The 16,673-nt window shown below is 69.2% G+C and carries 14 protein-coding genes, 2 pseudogenes and 1 CRISPR repeat array; of the genes and pseudogenes, 9 read left to right on the top strand and 7 right to left on the bottom strand.

The window, feature by feature from the left end; translation table 11 throughout:
• Window position 1: 1 nt before the first annotated feature.
• The 3 genes from cas6e to cas2e are packed head-to-tail and all read left to right on the top strand — an operon-like array spanning window position 2 to window position 2,119.
• Window positions 2-796: a type I-E CRISPR-associated protein Cas6/Cse3/CasE gene (gene cas6e, locus ABD371_RS19750; RefSeq protein ID WP_344478763.1), complete on the top strand. Its 795-nt coding sequence runs from the start codon at window positions 2-4 to the stop codon at window positions 794-796.
• Window positions 789-1,829 carry a type I-E CRISPR-associated endonuclease Cas1e gene (cas1e, locus tag ABD371_RS19745; RefSeq protein WP_344478762.1) on the top strand — a complete coding sequence of 347 codons (1,041 nt, stop codon included), beginning with the start codon at window positions 789-791 and terminating at the stop codon, window positions 1,827-1,829. Before cas6e ends, cas1e begins: the two co-directional genes overlap by 8 nt.
• Window positions 1,826-2,119 carry a type I-E CRISPR-associated endoribonuclease Cas2e gene (cas2e, locus tag ABD371_RS19740; protein WP_344478760.1) on the top strand — a complete coding sequence of 98 codons (294 nt, stop codon included), beginning with the start codon at window positions 1,826-1,828 and terminating at the stop codon, window positions 2,117-2,119. Before cas1e ends, cas2e begins: the two co-directional genes overlap by 4 nt.
• Before the next feature lie 62 nt (window positions 2,120-2,181).
• Window positions 2,182-2,453: direct repeats of the CRISPR family, unit length 28 nt; unit sequence GTCTTCCCCGCCCGCGCGGGGGTCGCTC.
• Between the two features lie 25 nt (window positions 2,454-2,478).
• Here cas2e and ABD371_RS19735 read toward each other — a convergent pair.
• Both ABD371_RS19735 and ABD371_RS19730 read right to left on the bottom strand, forming a co-directional pair.
• A pseudogene (locus tag ABD371_RS19735) lies at window positions 2,479-3,071 on the bottom strand (IS5 family transposase); the annotation flags it as partial.
• A gap of 1,384 nt (window positions 3,072-4,455) precedes the next feature.
• A complete protein-coding gene (locus ABD371_RS19730; protein WP_344478759.1) occupies window positions 4,456-4,836 on the bottom strand; it encodes a hypothetical protein in 381 nt (126 codons plus the stop codon).
• A gap of 635 nt (window positions 4,837-5,471) precedes the next feature.
• Between ABD371_RS19730 and ABD371_RS19725 the strand changes: the two genes are divergently transcribed.
• The 3 genes from ABD371_RS19725 to ABD371_RS19715 all read left to right on the top strand — a co-directional run bounded on the left by ABD371_RS19725 (window position 5,472) and on the right by ABD371_RS19715 (window position 7,744).
• Window positions 5,472-6,077, top strand: coding sequence for a GOLPH3/VPS74 family protein (locus tag ABD371_RS19725; protein WP_344478757.1), 606 nt, complete (start codon window positions 5,472-5,474; stop codon window positions 6,075-6,077).
• Window positions 6,078-6,346: 269 nt separating this feature from the next.
• Window positions 6,347-7,018 carry a hypothetical protein gene (locus ABD371_RS19720; RefSeq protein ID WP_344478755.1) on the top strand — a complete coding sequence of 224 codons (672 nt, stop codon included), beginning with the start codon at window positions 6,347-6,349 and terminating at the stop codon, window positions 7,016-7,018.
• Between the two features lie 366 nt (window positions 7,019-7,384).
• Window positions 7,385-7,744, top strand: coding sequence for a hypothetical protein (locus tag ABD371_RS19715; RefSeq protein ID WP_344478753.1), 360 nt, complete (start codon window positions 7,385-7,387; stop codon window positions 7,742-7,744).
• Window positions 7,745-8,364: 620 nt separating this feature from the next.
• On the opposite strand, the gene ABD371_RS19710 is transcribed toward ABD371_RS19715, so the two are convergent.
• The gene (locus tag ABD371_RS19710) at window positions 8,365-8,676 is read right to left on the bottom strand and encodes a hypothetical protein (RefSeq protein ID WP_344478751.1); all 312 of its coding nucleotides are present in this window, start codon (window positions 8,674-8,676) and stop codon (window positions 8,365-8,367) included.
• A gap of 114 nt (window positions 8,677-8,790) precedes the next feature.
• On the opposite strand from ABD371_RS19710, the gene ABD371_RS19705 reads away from it, so the two are divergent.
• Window positions 8,791-9,474, top strand: a complete 684-nt coding sequence (locus tag ABD371_RS19705; protein WP_344478749.1) for a hypothetical protein — start codon at window positions 8,791-8,793, stop codon at window positions 9,472-9,474.
• Between the two features lie 947 nt (window positions 9,475-10,421).
• Here the strand turns inward: ABD371_RS19705 and ABD371_RS19700 are convergent.
• Window positions 10,422-11,402: a LolA-like protein gene (locus ABD371_RS19700; protein WP_344478747.1), complete on the bottom strand. Its 981-nt coding sequence runs from the start codon at window positions 11,400-11,402 to the stop codon at window positions 10,422-10,424.
• A gap of 503 nt (window positions 11,403-11,905) precedes the next feature.
• Here ABD371_RS19700 and ABD371_RS19695 point away from each other — a divergent pair.
• Window positions 11,906-12,104, top strand: a pseudogene (locus ABD371_RS19695) (helix-turn-helix transcriptional regulator).
• A gap of 303 nt (window positions 12,105-12,407) precedes the next feature.
• Complete coding sequence (locus ABD371_RS19690) at window positions 12,408-12,665, top strand: hypothetical protein (protein ID WP_344478745.1); 258 nt, start codon at window positions 12,408-12,410, stop codon at window positions 12,663-12,665.
• A 52-nt stretch (window positions 12,666-12,717) separates the two neighbouring features.
• On the opposite strand, the gene exaC is transcribed toward ABD371_RS19690, so the two are convergent.
• From exaC to ABD371_RS19675, 3 genes are all read right to left on the bottom strand, one after another.
• Window positions 12,718-14,241, bottom strand: a complete 1,524-nt coding sequence (gene exaC, locus ABD371_RS19685; RefSeq protein WP_344478742.1) for an acetaldehyde dehydrogenase ExaC — start codon at window positions 14,239-14,241, stop codon at window positions 12,718-12,720.
• A 93-nt stretch (window positions 14,242-14,334) separates the two neighbouring features.
• A complete protein-coding gene (locus tag ABD371_RS19680) occupies window positions 14,335-15,591 on the bottom strand; it encodes a GAF domain-containing protein (protein ID WP_344478740.1) in 1,257 nt (418 codons plus the stop codon).
• Window positions 15,592-15,702: 111 nt separating this feature from the next.
• Window positions 15,703-16,311 carry an N-acetylmuramoyl-L-alanine amidase gene (locus tag ABD371_RS19675; protein WP_344478738.1) on the bottom strand — a complete coding sequence of 203 codons (609 nt, stop codon included), beginning with the start codon at window positions 16,309-16,311 and terminating at the stop codon, window positions 15,703-15,705.
• Window positions 16,312-16,673: the final 362 nt, after the last annotated feature.

The following is a 16,673-nucleotide window of genomic DNA, read 5'->3' as shown; positions in this document are numbered from 1 at the left end:
CATGCCGTACCTGTCGAAGATCGCCCTCAATCCACACCGCCGCAGCACCCTCGCCCTGCTGGCCAACCCGCACCGGATGCACGCCACCCTCCTGGCCGGCTTCGCCGTCCAGCCCGTCACCGAACGCGTCCTGTGGCGCCTGGAGAAGGACAACCCGCACCGCGCGGAGCTGCTTGTCCTCACCGAAACCCGCCCTTCCTGGATCCACCTCGTCGAACAGGCAGGATGGCCCGGCGCCGACGACAGCGCACCGCTCGTCGCCGACTACGCCCCCCTGCTGGACAGAATCACCCCCGGCAGCGAATTCGCCTTCCGCCTCACTGCGAACCCCGTCCAGTCCCTGCGGCAGCCCACGAACCTCAGCCCCGAACAGGCCGAGCGGCGCGCCAAGCAGGAGGCCCAGCCGGGCACTGCGGCCGAACGGAAGATCCGGGGCTTCCGCATGCCCCACCGCACCGCGGCACAGCAACTCCACTGGCTCCTCAGCCGCACCGACCGCCACGGCTTCACCATCCCCGCCGTCCAGGACCCCACCCCGCCACCACCACTCGGCCTCGGACAGCCCGGCCCCCCTTCCCCCGCCGTGGCCCTCGCCGCACGCGACATCCTCCGCTTCAGCAAGCGCCAGAACGGACCACGCCTCACCCTCTCCACCGCCACCTACCAGGGTCGCCTGCGCGTCACCGAACCCGACCTGCTCCGCCACACGCTGCTCCAGGGCATCGGCCCCGCCAAGGCCTACGGCCAGGGACTCCTCACCCTCGCGCCGCTCGCCCAGGAGGACCGCCGTGCCTGACCCGTGGTGGAAAGCACGCCCGCAGGACGTGCACCGGCTGGAAGACCGCATCTCCAGCATCTACGTCGAACGCTGCCACATCGACCGCGACGACAACGCGATCGTCCTGGTCAACAAAGCGCGCGTCGTCCACATCCCGGCCGCCTACCTCGCCGTGCTTCTCGTCGGCCCGGGAACCCGCATCACCCACGCCGCAGTCGCCCTGCTCGCCGACTCCGCCACCACCCTGTGCTGGGTCGGCGAACAGGGCGTGCGCCTCTACGCCTCCGGCATGGGCGCGGCCCGCAACTCGCACCTGCAGTTACGCCAGGCATGGCTCGTCACCCGCCCCAAGGAACGCGTCGCCGTCGCCCGCCGCATGTACGATCTGCGCTTCCCCGGCGAAAACACCAAAGGCCTGACCCTCCAGCAACTCCGTGGAAGGGAAGGCACCCGCATTCGCAAGCTCTACGCACACCACTCCCAGCGAACCGGCGTCGCCTGGACCAAACGCGACTACAAACCCGGCGACGCCTTCGCCGCGGGCGACGACGTCAACCGCCTGCTGTCCGCGGCCAACTCAGCTCTCTACGGCATCTGCCACGCGGTCATCACCGGCGTCGGCGCCAGCCCCGCACTCGGCTTCGTACACACCGGCTCAGCCCTCTCCTTCGTCCTCGACATCGCCGACCTCTACAAAGCCGACTTCACCATCCCCCTCGCCTTCGACCTCGCAGCCAAAGGCCTCACCACCGAACGCGACGCCCGCATCGCACTGCGCGACGCCATCGTCAGCGAAAGACTGCTCCCCCGAATCGTCACCGACCTCAAACACCTCCTCGCCACGGAAAGCGAGCCCCTCCTCGAACAGGAACTCAGCGGCCTGTGGGACGACGACGGCACCGTCGTAGCCAGCGGAGTCAACTGGGGAACCGGCCCCTTCTCACAAGACGGGCACCTCGACGTCATCCCGCCCACCACCCCGCCCCACAACCCCAACGACGCAGAGGACGGACCGGAACAGCCAAACGGACCCAGTGAGGCCGGCCCGTGACCGTCATCGTCCTGATCGCCGCACCACCCGGACTACGCGGCCACCTCACACGGTGGTTCATCGAAACCGCACCAGGCATCTTCGTCGGCACCCCCGGCACCCGCATCCGGGAACGACTCTGGCAACTCCTCGCAGACCGTATCCACGACGGCCAGGCCGTCATGATCGAACCCGCCGACACAGAACAAGGCTGGTCCACCCGCACCGCCGGCCGTGACCGCTGGACCCCCACCGACTTCGACGGCATCACCCTCATGGCCCGCCCCCGTCAAAGCAACCAGCCCCGGTGACCACCCTGAAGCATGTAAAGGAAAACAGCATGATCACGTAACAACGCCGCAGGTCACGAAGTGTCTTCCCCGCCCGCGCGGGGGTCGCTCTACGCACTGGGACGGTCCCGCGTCCGCCGCGTTGTCTTCCCCGCCCGCGCGGGGGTCGCTCCTAGAACCCGCCGACACGGCCGGGCCCCGCAGGGTCTTCCCCGCCCGCGCGGGGGTCGCTCCACACCTCACGGTGCTTCCAGATCCGGCCTATCGTCTTCCCCGCCCGCGCGGGGGTCGCTCTGAAGACCGTCACTCTCGGAATGTTCACCGTGGGTCTTCCCCGCCCGCGCGGGGGTCGCTCCCCCGATACGCTTGCCGCGTAGCTATTTCCGCAGGTCGGCACGGTCGTAGGCTTTGTCCGCGTGTAGACGCTCCGGCTTGAAGTACCTGCCCCGGTGAGGGTCGTGTTTCGTTTGGTGGCCCTCCACCATGAGCTTCAGCCCTTCGCTGTCGTGCGTGTTTCCGGCCGAGACGCCGACGAGGAGCGGCAGTCCGTTCGCGTCCGACAGAACGTGCATCTTGGAACCCGGCCTGCCTCGGTCCAGGGGGCTCGGACCTGTGAGTTCGCCCCCTTTTTTAGCCCTGACGTGGGCGGTGTCGAGGACGGCTCGGGTGACGTCGATCAAGTCGGCGTCGTCGAGCCGGTGGAGCACTGCTTCATGCAGGCGGCCCCAGACACCGGCCCGGGACCAGATCACGAACCGACGGTGAGCGGTCGACTTCGAAATCCCGAAGCAGGGCGGCAAAGCCCGCCAGGCGCATCCGCTGACCAGGACGTAGATGATGGCCGCGAACAGGGTCTCTCAGGTGTGTCCCGTGTTCCGCCGCCCTGCGGCCGTACCTTCGACGGCGGGATCAGCGGCTCCGCGATCTCCCACAGCCCGTCCGGCACGATCTCGCCGTCGCCCGCACTGGTCAAACCGCCTGTACGGACGGCGGCAGGTCCTCACACCGGCTCCTCTCCTCCGGAGTCGGCGCGAGGAGATCGTCGCTGACCAGCTGACGTACCTGCGCGCAGCCGGACGGTACGAACCGAGGCGATGAAGTCGCTCCCCGGTGCCGCCGAGGGACGGGATGGCCCTCTGGTTGGGCCGCTCGGGTGGTCCGGTGCATCCCGGCGGTGCCTGGTGCGTTGTGTTGGCCGACACGGTCCCGCCGAGCCTCGAGTCACCATCCCGGCGGGGAACAGACTGGATCCGAACTTCGCCACCCGCTGCCGCGGTGGATACCGGATCCACCGCGACGGTGCTCCCGCCGTGGTGTCCTGTGGCAGGCCGCTCCGGCCCCTGGGGTGAGGTGTACGCATTCTGCTGCGGCAGCGCGGGAAGGGCGGGGCGGGCATGTAGCTCGAACCGGTGATCCGACTCGGGGGCGCGGTCCGGTCCCCGCGCGCCCGGGTGGTGTCGCTGTCCGCTTCGCTCAGCGCGATTTCGTACGGGTGACGGCTCGTGCACGGTGCAGGACGGCTGAGGCGTGGGGCTGGCCGCGGAAGCCGTGCAGGGATGTGCACATGTGGTTGAGTGCCTGGTCCGCCAGGGGCCAGGTGCAGCCCCGGACAGTGGTCGAGGAAAGTGCGCCAGTGGAAGCATGCCTCCTCCAGGCGGCCCAGGGTCAGCAGTGTCGCGGCGAGCCGGGCGTGGGTCAGAGCGCTGTTCTGCGCTGGTCGTCGGTGCGGGCCGCGGCCGAGGAGAGCCAGGCCGCGCTGATAGTCGAGGCTGGGGCGGGTGTAGCCGCTGAAGGGGCCGGGCGGGCTGGTTGCCCGGTCGTGCTGTGCTTCGGCGGATGAGAGGTCGCTGACGGCCTGGCGGCGGTTCTGGGCGTGGGCGTGGATGACGGCGCGTTGACTCAGCGGCGAACGGCTCCGCGAACTCCAGGGGCGTCGCGCCGACGGCTCCTACGACGAGGGGTGGACCGTCTGTCACACCACCCTGCCCGACAACCCGAGCGACGCCGTCCCCCCGCCCCCTCGGTCTGAGCCTGGGGTGCCCAGAACCCCCAGGCCGCAGCCCGCTCCTTGGCCCTGCGCATCGGTGCTTTCCTGGGTATCGACTGCACCGAGCCTCCGCCTGCGCCTTGATCGTCACCTCTCCGCTCACGACGGTCACTCAGGCGGGGACGTCAACAGCCAGGTGAGAGCCCCGAACCTCAACCCCATCCGCGACTGCCGGAGTGAGGGACATGGACTTCGTGGACGACACTCTTCATCACCCCTGGCGTGGACCGTCGTGCGCGCCTTCACCCTGGCTGTGATGACTGCCACTGGTCGGGATTGTGGCCACTTTCCTCACTAAGCCGCAGCGTTGTCACCAGATCCACATCGCTTGCGCGTCGGTCTGACCTCTCTCGTCAGCGCCGACCGGACTGGCCGCCTCGGGACCCATGCGCGAGGCCTGGTCCAGCGGGATGGCAAAGCGGTGTTCTCCGAAGTCCACCGCGAGGAGCCGATCCGGAAGCAGCTCGTAGTTGTCGACGGTCTTGCCGATGAAGGAGCGCATGAGCTCCAGAGATCCCTGCGCAGGGAAGTGCCATTCGCGGCAGCCGTACAGGCCGAAGGGGTTGCTCAGGGCCCGCAGGACCGGTCCGTCGAAGTGCAGCTCGACATAATCGCGCACGAAGCAGACGGCGCTCACCTCCCGACCCAGAAGCAACCGGAGGGGGTCACTCGCGTCGTCAACGATGGTCACGGGCACATGCTGCCAGACCCTTCTGCTCCAGCAGGTTCGACTTTCTCCGCCCTTCAGCGAGGGCGCGGTGACAGATGGCGCGACCAGATGACACCTGTTCACAGCTCTGTGTCTCGGACGGCGCCGGGTGAGCCGGTATGACGGTGCGGTGGAAACCGGCCGTGCCCGGCCCGGAGCACATCACTGGCCATCCCGTGCAGACCGCCGTCGGGGCGGAGATCCTGATCGCCCCCGACCTGGGCGGCAAAACATAAAACCATCAACTACTCTGCAGTAAAAGGGGACGAGACCCTGTTCATCATGAAATACCCGCCCGGCACCGTCCGGCGAACCCTCTTCCGAAGGTTTCCCGCTGGCCGTGCGAGACGTCGACCGGGTCGCAGGGCAGTTCGTGGAGGTGTGGTGTGGCGACGTCGATGACGAGGGCTCCGGCTTCCCCGGCGGCCGGGTTCCAGTACAGCGAGGCCTCTCCGTTCCGGTGCCTTCGGGGCGAACTTCCGCTGCCCGGTGACGGGGCTTTGACCGCGGGGGAGGGGCGATACTGATCGTGACCGTCGCTCCGCCGCCGGGCAGACCTCCGGATGCGGGCCGGGCGGCGAGGAAGACCTGCGCCGATGTCTTGAGGGGAGCCGTTCATGACCACGGCGAAAGACCTGTTCATCATCACCATGTACCCGGAGGCGGAGCACTCCGTGGGACAGGGGGACCTGTCGCTCGCACTCGCGGGCGCCGAGCTGATCGATCTCCTCGATGCGGCGACGGTCACCCTGGAAGACGACCGCATCGTGCCGGACGGGCCGCCGGTACTGGACGATCGGCTTGTGGCCGAGGCTGCGGCCGGACTCATCCGGCAGGTGCCATACGAGCGGATCGAGGACTGGCTGTGGCGCCGGGGCCGGGACCTGTCGGCCGCGTACCAGACGGCCCTGGAGGAGGACGGCGAGCTGACCCGCAAGCGAAGCGGTGCCTCGCTCTTCGGCCCGCGACGCGTGGAACTGATCGACACGTCCGCGCGCCGCCGGGCGGTTTCCCGCTGGGAAGAAGGCGAACCCGCCCTGTGTGCCCTCGCCTTGGTTGTGGGCATCGGGCCCGAACGATCCGACGATGAGCCCGGCCTCGCCGACGAGGCGTTGACGGCCGTGGTGGCCGCTGTCCACGACGCGGTGATGGAGCTGGAGGCGGTACGCCAGAGACGGTCCATCGAGAGCGCGGCCTTCGCCAACCTCTGGCGCGGAGTGTGAGCCTGCTCCGAAGGGAGCGGCCGAGATCGACGGCAGGGGCAACGGTCGCACTGACCTCTGAAGCAGGGGACATCCGGCCCGGTCTGATCGCGGTGTTCCCTGAGACACCGCCGAGCCTGACGAGCGACGGGCACCGGATGCCGACTCCGTCCGGTGCTCTCGGACGTCCTGCTGGTGCTGTCGCACTCGCTTCCGTACTCGCAGGAGCCTTCCGAACCGTGGAGGGGGCGGCGGTCCGCCCAGACACAGGCCTTTGGAAGACCGCCCATATGGCACTTCTCCATATCGACCAGGTACTCGGCGACCACCCCTTCGCCGAAATAGGCGAACCCTCCCTGGCTGTCGCCGACAAGCGTCGCGCACTGCTCGCCGTGGCGGGCACCCACACCCACCACTTCGCCGGCGGCGCGCCGGTCGGCGTGTACGACACCGGGGACCTGGTCTGCCAGACGCTGCTCCGCTCGCGGTACCGGGTACACGCCCTGGCCTTCCACCCCACCCTTCCGCTGCTCGCGACCGGTACCGGACGCTACGACGGCGGCTACTTCTTCGATGGCGAACTCCTGCTGCTCAACCTGGAGACTGGCGAGTCCGTCTCGGCCATCGAGCACGAGTCCGGCCGTCAGGTGCTGGAACTGGAGTGGCAGAACGAGACCGATCTCCACCTGCTGATGGCCCCGCCCGACGACTGGCAGGACAAGGAGGCGCACACCCACGGGCACACCGCCGTGGTGAACCGGCCCGACTGGAATGCCGTAGACCCGCACTCGCTCACCGGCCGCGACCTGGCCGGGCCACGCGTCGCAGCCCCGCGCGGACGTCGGCCCACGAGCCCGCCACCTGGTCACGGCACTCGCGGCCAACTGGGATCCGCGCCGCCATGTCCGCGCGGTCGAACCGCTCTCCGACGGCAGGATCCTGTCCTGCGGCGACGGGCGTAAGGCAGGAGTGCTGGTCGTCGTCCGGGGAACGGGAATGGGCGGTCACCGACGGCGTGGGCGGACAGGAGATCGCGGTCGCATATGACGAACGCTCGTGCGTTGCGCGGACGGCACCTCGGTGCTCACACCCCACGGGTCGAACGGCGTCCGTAGCGCCCTGCCCATCCGGCGCGGTCGTCGGCTCTACTTCCAGACCCAGTCCGGGCCGCGTCGGGCACGGCTCCGTGAAGACGGGGTGCGCTGGGTGGCCGCCGCGGAGGTTGCCCGTCCGGGGCCCGGCGTCCGGCCGAGCCGGCCCGCGCGAAGACGCGAAGGCTCTTTCCGTACTCCTGGGCTCCCGGGGAGACATACTTCGGCGGCCCCGGTGTGAAGATGGTGGGCGGCTCGCTGGTCCACGCCGGGACGGTGTATGACGGCAGAGGGCTCCAGCCCGGCGGTTCGTTTGTCGTCCGCCGGTCGCTCGTCGGCGGAGCACCCGACTGGGTGTTCCGCACCGACTTGCCCGCCACCTCGCTGGACGCCGACGACGACACTGTCTATGCCGCCTACGACGACGGCGAGATCGTCATACTCGGTCTCGGTGACGGCACTGTGCGCGGCCGGCAGCGCCGCCTCACCGTCGGCGCGGTGTCCGCCGTGCCGACCGTGCTCACTGTCGCCGAGCCCGGCCGGCTGGTCATCGGCACCGGCGACGGACGCGTCCTGCTCTGCTCGATCAGCCCCTGAAGCGCCCCTGGGCCAGGCCGGTCACGATCACCCGGCACGGAGAGGGAAACCCTGAATCCCGGTCTCCCGGGCCCCTCCCGCATCCTCGACGGCAGCGCTCCGCCTGCTCTCCCTGACGGCCGAGCTGTGGTGAGGGCCAGGCCCTGGCTCGGTATACGCCGACGCGGTGTATAGGAAAGTACTGGTGCACTCGTTCGGCTCACGGACCCTCCGCACTAACGAGACCAGGCGCGCAGGGCAGGGCATCGTGGATGGTGGAGTCCGCCCGGACGCTCTGCGCACGTCGACCGGGCGGACCACCCATCAGCCCCTCCTCCACCGTCCTCGCCCGGCCCGGCGACCGTGCTCGTCTAGCAGCAGCAGACCGTGCTCCACCTGACAGAGCAGCCCACACCCCGTCGCCGACTACTTTCACCACCTCGCCGACCCTCTACCGGCCGGCAACAGCCCTCGCACAGTGGCCGAAGCCGTCCTCCACGACGCCCGTCTCCTGCGCGTCCTGTACGGGCACTTCGCCCCCCCTGAACGACCCGGACCCGCCTGTTCCGGACTGGACTTCGCAGATGCACCGCGGCGCGCCTCGGCTTCACAGTACGTACCGAGAGCAACGAGCCGCCCCGCTATGCAGCGAACAGCACGAGAAAGCCGACGAAAGCGCTGAACCCGACGAAACCAAGGGCCGTTCCGGCCGCCGCGACCCACAGACGTCCGACACCGTGCCGCGCATAGTGGATGCCCGCCGCCCCGAAGGCAAGGGCGAGGCCGTCGGCGGGCGCGTCGAACGGGGTCAGGAGGAAGAACACGGGCACCGACACCCCCAGAGCGGCGACGGCGCCGAAGAACAGTGCCGTGGGGGCCGGCAGAACAGCCGGCGAGTCGGCCGGGTCGGCCGCGGATCGCCAGGACATGACCCACGCCTCATTTTTGAACACGTTCAGATCGTGTCGATCGTACTTCAGGCACTGACCGGAGCCCCCGCACTCACGCCGAGGCCGGTTCGGGCGGCACCGACGGCGGTGTTCGCTGAGCACCCCTATGCTTCACCAATGCTCGACGCAGACATACACACCGGCGGCATGCCGGCCCCACAGTCCAACGGCAGTCCCCGGAACGGGGCTGTCCCGGTATGGGTCTCGTTCCGGCGCACTCTTCTCGTGGTCGCCATCGGTCTCGCGGCCGCCGCTGCCAATACTCTGATCGCTTATCTCACGATGGGGATCGCAGGCTTCATCGCGGTCATGGCCAGCGTCATCTTCGGTCTGGTGATCGCCGTGGCGCTGCGGGCACTGCACCGCGCCTGGTGGCTCGCCACGCTCTCCCTCGTACCGTCGCTCATGGTCATGTTCGGCGCCGGCGACTACACGCCCGAGCTGGCGCTGGAGCAGCGCGGTGTCCGGGAGCAGGTCACGATCACGGCGGACAGCGCCGCCGGGACGGAGAACAAACGCCACGCCTACACCCTCCGTGGCGACCAGGGGATCCTGAAGGAGAAGATGGTGTGGCGCGGCGGGGGTTCCCCCTACGAGGTGGGGGACCGGATCGAGATCCTCCGAGACCCGGAGGGAATCGCCCCGCTCTGGGACCGGAGCGACGTCGACTCCGCCGAGAAGCTGGACTGGCTGATCTGGGGAACCGCTACCTGGACGGCCATGGCGCTCCTTGCCGGGTACCGCGGGCACATGCGCCGGAAGAAGAACAAGCAGCCCTTCCTGGACCGGTTCGACTTCTGAGCACCGCTCCGGTGAACGCGAGCCGTCGGCGTGGGCACGGTGTGAAGGCTGCCCCCGGCGTGGGGTCGGCGACTGGTCGTCTGCACGGAGACCCGGTGGTTTCCGGTACGACTCGACCCCGCCTGCTACGGAGGCTCTCCGCAGGTACGGACATTCAGCAAGGACGCCCTGAAGAAGATGGGACGGGAAGTGCGTCCCTGGCCGCCAGCCGATGTACCGGGCGCGGAACGCCAACCCCATCCATCCGCCGCCGCGCCCGTCAGTCCTGGCAACCCCATGGTTGAGCGTGGACCGCTCCATTCGGCAAATAGGCTTCCAGCGCCCGCTGTTCCTCGTCCAGCGCCCGGTCTGAGCCAGCAGCGACCACCGGATCTCCTGCGTCAGATCATCGAGTTCGTACGCGCCCGGTGGGCTGGCCAACCTTCCTTGCCGCTGGCCCGTCCAGTATCAGCATCCGCCGCGCGTACACCGCATCCACCGCGAACAGACGACGTATCGTCACGGAGATCGATAACAGGTCGCACAGGGGCGATCTGCCTGAACCAACGCCCTCTGGAATGAGCAATTGGACCGCGCAAGGATTGGTCGTCGAAGGGGTGCCGGCCAGGCGCTTCGCCGCTGTGCCCGGAGAGGCAGGCGGCGGTGGTCGCCGACGTGATCGACCGTATCTGCATAGCCCGCCTCGCGACTACCGTCCGGCTGTGCCGCGTGCCGGCTCCCCTGCGCGAGTGGAGATCGCGGTCAGCTACCAGGACGGTCCGGCCCTGGCCGCGCTCACCGACCGTCTCGATGTCCCGGTCCTCGGCCCGCACTGGCCTCTGGCAGGGGCCGTCGGTCGGGACGCGGGACCGGTCGGCAGCGGTCCCGGCCTTCGCGAGGCGGCCAGGGCCTCTTCTGTCCCTGCCACGAGCTGTGCTGACCAGGCTCGGCTCGTTCCAGATTTCCGGTCAGACGAGGGGCGACGTGTCGGCTGCGGTCGCGCCGGTGGGAACCCTGACCTTCACGGGCTCGCCCTGCTCGGTGAAAGTCAGAGTGGTCGTGGACCGGATCGCTCCCTCGATGTTCATCTCCAGCCGGACCTGGACGAGTCGGCCGTGCTCGTCGATCCACACGTTGGAGGTGGCGGGGATTGAGCCGTCCAGCATGTCGCGCATCCGGTCGGTCTTCTTCCGGGCCTCCGGGGACATGTTCAGGGTCAGCGCCTCCTGAGTGAGCGCGCCCCGGTAGAGAGTGGCGGAAGTCCCGGCTACGTCATCCACCCCGATCCGCTGGTAGCGCTCGGTCTGGATCACTTGGCGCAACAGGAACTCGGGGTCGTTGCCAGGAGCCTTGAGGAGTTGCTTGGTCTTGACGCCTGAGCGGTCCACGGACATCCAGTCGACCGAACCCTTCTTCGTGCCGCCACGAATGTAGAGCCGTTCTGGGGTGAAGACCTGCTCAAAACGGGCCGCGTCCTCAAAACTCACCACGAGCGTTCCCTGCTTACGCGCGAAGTCGTGGCCGCCCCTGCCCGTGAGGACGTACACACGGTCACCCGGCTGGGCGACCTCCCAGCGATAGGCCGTACGGGACGTGGTCAGCCCCTCGACGGCCGCCCGCACCACCTGCGAGCGGTCGGGCTCGGCAGTCGCGGAGGCGGATGCCGCGGGTGCGGCGGCCTGGCTCTGTGGGCCCTTCGCCGCGCAGCCCACGGTGAGCAGCGCGACGCAGGCCAGGGCCGAGAAAAGGGAACGGCGCATGGCGGGATGGAGCCTCCAGAAACAGACGACAGGGAGACGGAAGCGGCCGGGCTCGTCATTGACCTGTGCACGCAGATCGTCCAGGCAGCTTATAGCGGGCGACAGACAGCCACTGACACCGCAGTTGGCGTCGAGCCGGTGGGCATCGATCAGGAAGAAGCACCGGCGGTTGTCCACCGTCGTCGTCACGCCGGTTCAGCCCCGGAACAGGAGCGCGAACGAGGCACCATACCTGTGAGCGCGCTCACTGCTCCTGCTGGACTCCGGGCGGTACTGGCACGACGTCGAGGCCGCCCGGTCGTGCCTCGAGGCTGAGCCGGCCTCCGAGGCCGCAGGCACCTGGAGTCGACAGACCTCTGGTGACCGCTGGCAGCCAACACCAGGCCGGATGCCGCGGAGCGGTAACTCTGTCTGTCACCACCCGGACTTTCTGGCCAGTCGCCCGGTGCGTCGACGGTGAAGCAGGACGCTGTATAGCCGACGATGCCCGGTTCGCCAAACCGGGAATCCTGCGGACCATTGGTGGTGTTCGCGCTGGCTGTACTTGGCGGTGGGGCCGCGCGATCGAATGTCTCCTTGTGTGATTGCACCGGCGGCTCCAGTGGATGCCTGCGCACCGAATGCTGAAGTGCTGCGCGACCCGCCGGCGGACGCTGTCTCATGCGCACTGCTGAAACCTGAGGAAGGTTCCCATGGCTCGCCCCCCTGCACTCAAACTTGCCGACGTACTCGCGGAGATTCCGTATGAGCCCGTCGGCGTTCTACCGCCTGCGAGCCCGGGGCGATGCTCCCCGAATGATCAAGCTGCCGAACGGAGAGCTGCGCTGCCGCCGCGCCGATCTGGGTGCGTGGTGGGCCGCGTGCGAGAGGGAGACGCCCGAATGGCGATGAGCTAAAAAGTCCGATTCTGGCAAATACGCGAGCGGCCCAGCCGAAAAAGAGGATTCGAGGTCCGCTGGACCGTCAACGGCCTCGAGAAGTCGGAGTCCTTCAAGACCAAAGGGCTCGCGGAGAGCCGCCGCGCCAAACTGATGACCGCAGCCCGGGACGGCGATACGGCTTCTTCGGCTGCATGTACTAAGCGGGCATGCGCCCTGCCGAAGTCATCCACCTGCAGAAGGCTCAGTGCCGCCTCCCGGCGACAGGATGGGGCCTGCTGAACCTCAAGGGCGGCGTCGTGACCGCTGGAAAGGAATGGACCGACGACGGCTCTGCCCACGAAGTCCACTCCCTGAAACGCCGCGCCGCCTCTTCCACAACGCCAAGGGCAACTACATCAACGCCCCCGCCTACGGCATCTCCTTCTGGCTTGCCTCCGGCGTGGACCCTGCCGAATGCGCCCGCCGCGCCGGACAGAGCATGAAGGTCCTCTTCCGGCACTACGCCAAGTTCTTGGCCGAGGCACGTGATCACGCCAACCGGCTCATCGAGGATTCCATGCGACGCTGGTAGATGAAGGGTGCCTGACAGGGAAAACACCTGGTCAGGCACCCTTTTGCGGTGCCTAGAAGAAGCCCACCTTCTTCGGCGAGTACGACACCAACAAGTTTTTCGTCTGCTGGTAGTGCTCCAGCATCATCCGGTGGTTCTCGCGGCCGATCCCCGACTGCTTGTACCCGCCGAACGCCGCGTGCGCCGGGTAGGCGTGGTAGCAGTTCGTCCAGACGCGGCCTGCCTGGATGGCCCGGCCCGCGCGGTAGGCGGTGTTGATGTCGCGGGTCCAGACGCCCGCCCCCAGGCCGTACAGGGTGTCGTTGGCGGTCTTGATGGCGTCGTCGAAGTCGGAGAAGGAGGTGACGGCGACGACGGGGCCGAAGATCTCTTCTTGGAAGACGCGCATGCGGTTGTCTCCCTCGAGGACGGTCGGCTGGACGTAGTAGCCGCCGGCCATGTCACCGTCGTGCTCGATGCGTTGACCGCCGGTGAGGACCTTCGCGCCTTCCTGCTGGCCGATGTCGAGGTAGGAGAGGATCTTCTGCAGCTGGTCGTTGGAGGCCTGTGCGCCGATCATCGTGTCGGTGTCCAGGGGGTGGCCGGGGAGGATCTGTTCGGTGCGGGCGATGCCGGCTTCCAGGAAGGCGCCGTAGTGGCCGCGCTGGATCAGGGCGCGGGAGGGACAGGTGCAGACCTCGCCCTGGTTGAGGGCGAACATGGTGAAGCCTTCGAGGGCCTTGTCGAGGAAGTCGTCGGCGGAGGCGGAGACGTCGTCGAAGAAGATGTTGGGTGACTTGCCGCCGAGTTCGAGGGAGACCGGTTTGATGTTCTCGGAGGCGTACTGCATGATCAGCCGCCCGGTGGTGGTCTCCCCGGTGAAGGCGATCTTGGCGACGCGCGGGCTGGAGGCCAGGGGCTTGCCGGCCTCGACGCCGAAGCCGTTGACGATGTTGAGCACGCCGTCGGGGAGGAGGTCGGCGACGAGGCTCAGCCAGAAGTGGATGGAGGCGGGGGTCTGCTCGGCGGGCTTGAGCACCACGGCGTTGCCGGCCGCGAGGGCGGGGGCGAGCTTCCAGGTGGCCATGAGGATGGGGAAGTTCCACGGGATGATCTGGGCGACGACGCCCAGCGGCTCGTGGAAGTGGTAGGCGACGGTGTCGTCGTCGAGCTGGCTGAGACCTCCCTCCTGGGCGCGCAGTACCCCCGCGAAGTAGCGGAAGTGGTCGATCGCGAGCGGGATGTCGGCGGCCAGGGTCTCTCGTACCGGCTTGCCGTTCTCCCAGCTCTCGGCGACAGCGAGCGCTTCGAGGTTGGCCTCCATGCGGTCCGCGATCTTGAGCAGGATCCCGCCGCGCTCACCGGCGGAGACCCGGCCCCAGCCGGGTGCGGCGGCGTGGGCGGCGTCCAGGGCGCGTTCGACGTCCTCGGCGGTGCCCCGGGCGATCTCGGTGAACGGGCGGCCGTTGACCGGGCTCGGGTTCTCGAAGTACGCGCCCCGGGCCGGGGGCACGTACTGTCCGCCGATCCAGTGGTCGTAGCGGGGCTGGTACGAGACGATCGAGCCGTCGCTACCCGGTGCCGCGTATCGGGTCATCTCCACAACCTCCCGGTGACGCCGCCGCCACCTTGGGACGACGGTCATCGGGAGGCTAGGAGCCCGGACGTTGCGAGCGCGTTGCGTCACCCGTCACCGCCGCTGCCAGCCGTCCAGTTCGCGGACCCTGGCCAGCGCGGCGGGCCGCTGCGGCGGGGGCAGTACGGCGGCGAGCGCCCGCCACACCGGCAGATCCTCCTCGCCCCAGGGGCTGTACGCCCAGTCCGCCAGCAGCCCGGGATCGGCGCGCGCCAGCAGGGCGGCCCGGAGCTGGTCGGCGAGTCTGCGGCGCAGCCGTACGACGGAGGGCGCGCGGGAGGCGGGCAGCAGCGGCCCGGCGTAGGCGCTCATCGCGCCCGTGACCGCGCCCGACGCCAGCCGCCGGGTGACCGTGCCGAAGTCGGCGTCGACACGGGCGGCGGCGATGCGGTAGGGGCGTGAGCGGAGCACACCGGGGCCCAGCAGGGCGCGCAGCCGGTGCAGTTCGGCCCGCAGGGTCACCGGGGTGACCGACTCGTCCTCGTACAGCTCGATGAGCAGCTCGTCGCCGCCGATGCCCTCGGGGTGGTGGGCGAGCAGGACCAGGATCTCGCTGTGTCTGCGGCTCAGCCGTGTCTTGCGACCGCCGGTCACCAGCAGGGCCTCGTCCCGGCCCAGGGCGGAGAGCCGGACGCCGTCCGGGGCGGGCGGCGGCGCGAGCAGTGCCAGCTGGGACTCGGCGGCCCGCGCCACGGCCCCGACGAAGGCGAGGCTGTGCGGATGCGCGAGCCCGTTCCCGCCGGTGATGTCCACCGCGCCCAGCACCCGTCCGCTGGCGGGATCGTGGATCGGGGCCGCCGCGCAGGTCCATGCCTGCACCGGGCGGCTGAAGTGCTCGGCGGCGAAGATCTGGACGGGCCGGTCCACGGCGATCGCCGTGCCGGGCGCGTTCGTGCCGGCGACCGTCTCGGCCCAGCGGGCGCCCGGCACGAAGTTCATCCGGCTCGCCGCACGGCGGGCGGCGAGCGGCCCCTCCACCCACAGCAGCCGTCCCTCGGCGTCGCAGACGGCGACCAGATGGCCGCCGTCCCTGGCATACGCGTCCGTCAACTCCCGCACCAGGGGCATCGCCCGCGCCAGCGGATGCCCTTCGCGGTACGCGGTGATCGCGCCCTCGTCCAGCTCGACGCCCGGGGTGCCGTCCGGGCTGACCCGGGCACGGGCCGAACGCCGCCAGGATTCGGCCACCACAGGGCGTACGGGAGGCTCGAACCGGCCCTCGCTCAGATAGGTGTCGTGCGCTCTGCGCAGCGCGGTGATCCGCTCGTCCGGGTCCTCGCCCGGCTCCAGGGCCACCCATGGGTCGGTCAACTCGGCCTCCCTGGGGTCCATCGTGACCGAGTCGACCGGGCGCGACAAGAACGACTGCCGCGCCGTAAGAGAGGCTTTCCGCGCTGCTCTCCGTGCTTTCCGCGCTTTCCGTCAGGCGAAGTTGACGAGCCGGATGTATCGCGTCCAGTCCCAGTACGGCCCCGGATCACTGTGGGTGGCGCCGGGGACCTCGTGGTGGCCGATGATGTGCGCGCGGTCCTTGGGGATGTCGTAGCGCTCGCACACCGAGGCGGTGAGGGCCGCCGAGCGTTCGTAGAGGGCATGGGTGAAGTAGGCGGGTCTGTCCACCCAGCCCTCGTGCTCGATGCCGACGGAGCGGGTGTTGTAGTCCCAGTTGCCCGCGTGCCAGCCGATGTCGCGCTCTCGTACGCACTGCGCCACATGGCCGTCCACCGAGCGGACCACATAGTGCGCGGACACCTTTCTCGCCGGGTTCTGGAAGATCTTCACCGTGTCGGCGAAGGTCTCCTGGGTGACATGGATGACGACGAAGTCGATCCGGTGGGACGAGGGCCGGTCGGCGGCGGTGAGATTGGACGCGGAGGCGGGCGTCCAGTGCGCGGAGGGATGGTCGGTGTCCGCCTGCGGGCGCGACGAACCGGTGGCGGTGGCGGTGGCGGCCCGGGCTGCGGCCGGCGGCAGCAGCGCGCCGGTGACCGCCGTCAGCGCTGCGCCGCCGAGGAGTGTTCTGCGGTCCATGGGTCCTCTCCTGGTGGCGTGTCAGAAGCGGGGGAGGTGCGTACGGGGATCCTCCGCCGGAGGGCGGGGTCACCGAGAGGATCTCCTGCCGGCGGTGGTTGGCCGGGGATGTCGGTGTCGACGGTGCGCCGTCCCGGGTGGGACGGGTACGGCGGGCACGGCGGGTACGACGGATACGGGACGGGGGTACGGACCGGTGCGAGTGGGTGCGAGTGGGAACCCACCGTACGAGGTGCCGGGCTACGGGGTGGTGATTCGCCGTAAATCGGTACAGGAGGGTCGTGGCTGTGGTACGGCGAAGCCGCCCGGGGCTCGGGATCCGGGCGGCTCCGGGGCGGTGGGCGCATGCGCGTCCGGGCGGG

Source organism: Streptomyces amakusaensis (genome assembly GCF_039532665.1).
GTDB lineage: Bacteria > Actinomycetota > Actinomycetes > Streptomycetales > Streptomycetaceae > Streptomyces > Streptomyces amakusaensis.
This window is presented reverse-complemented; position numbering and strand designations above follow the sequence as displayed.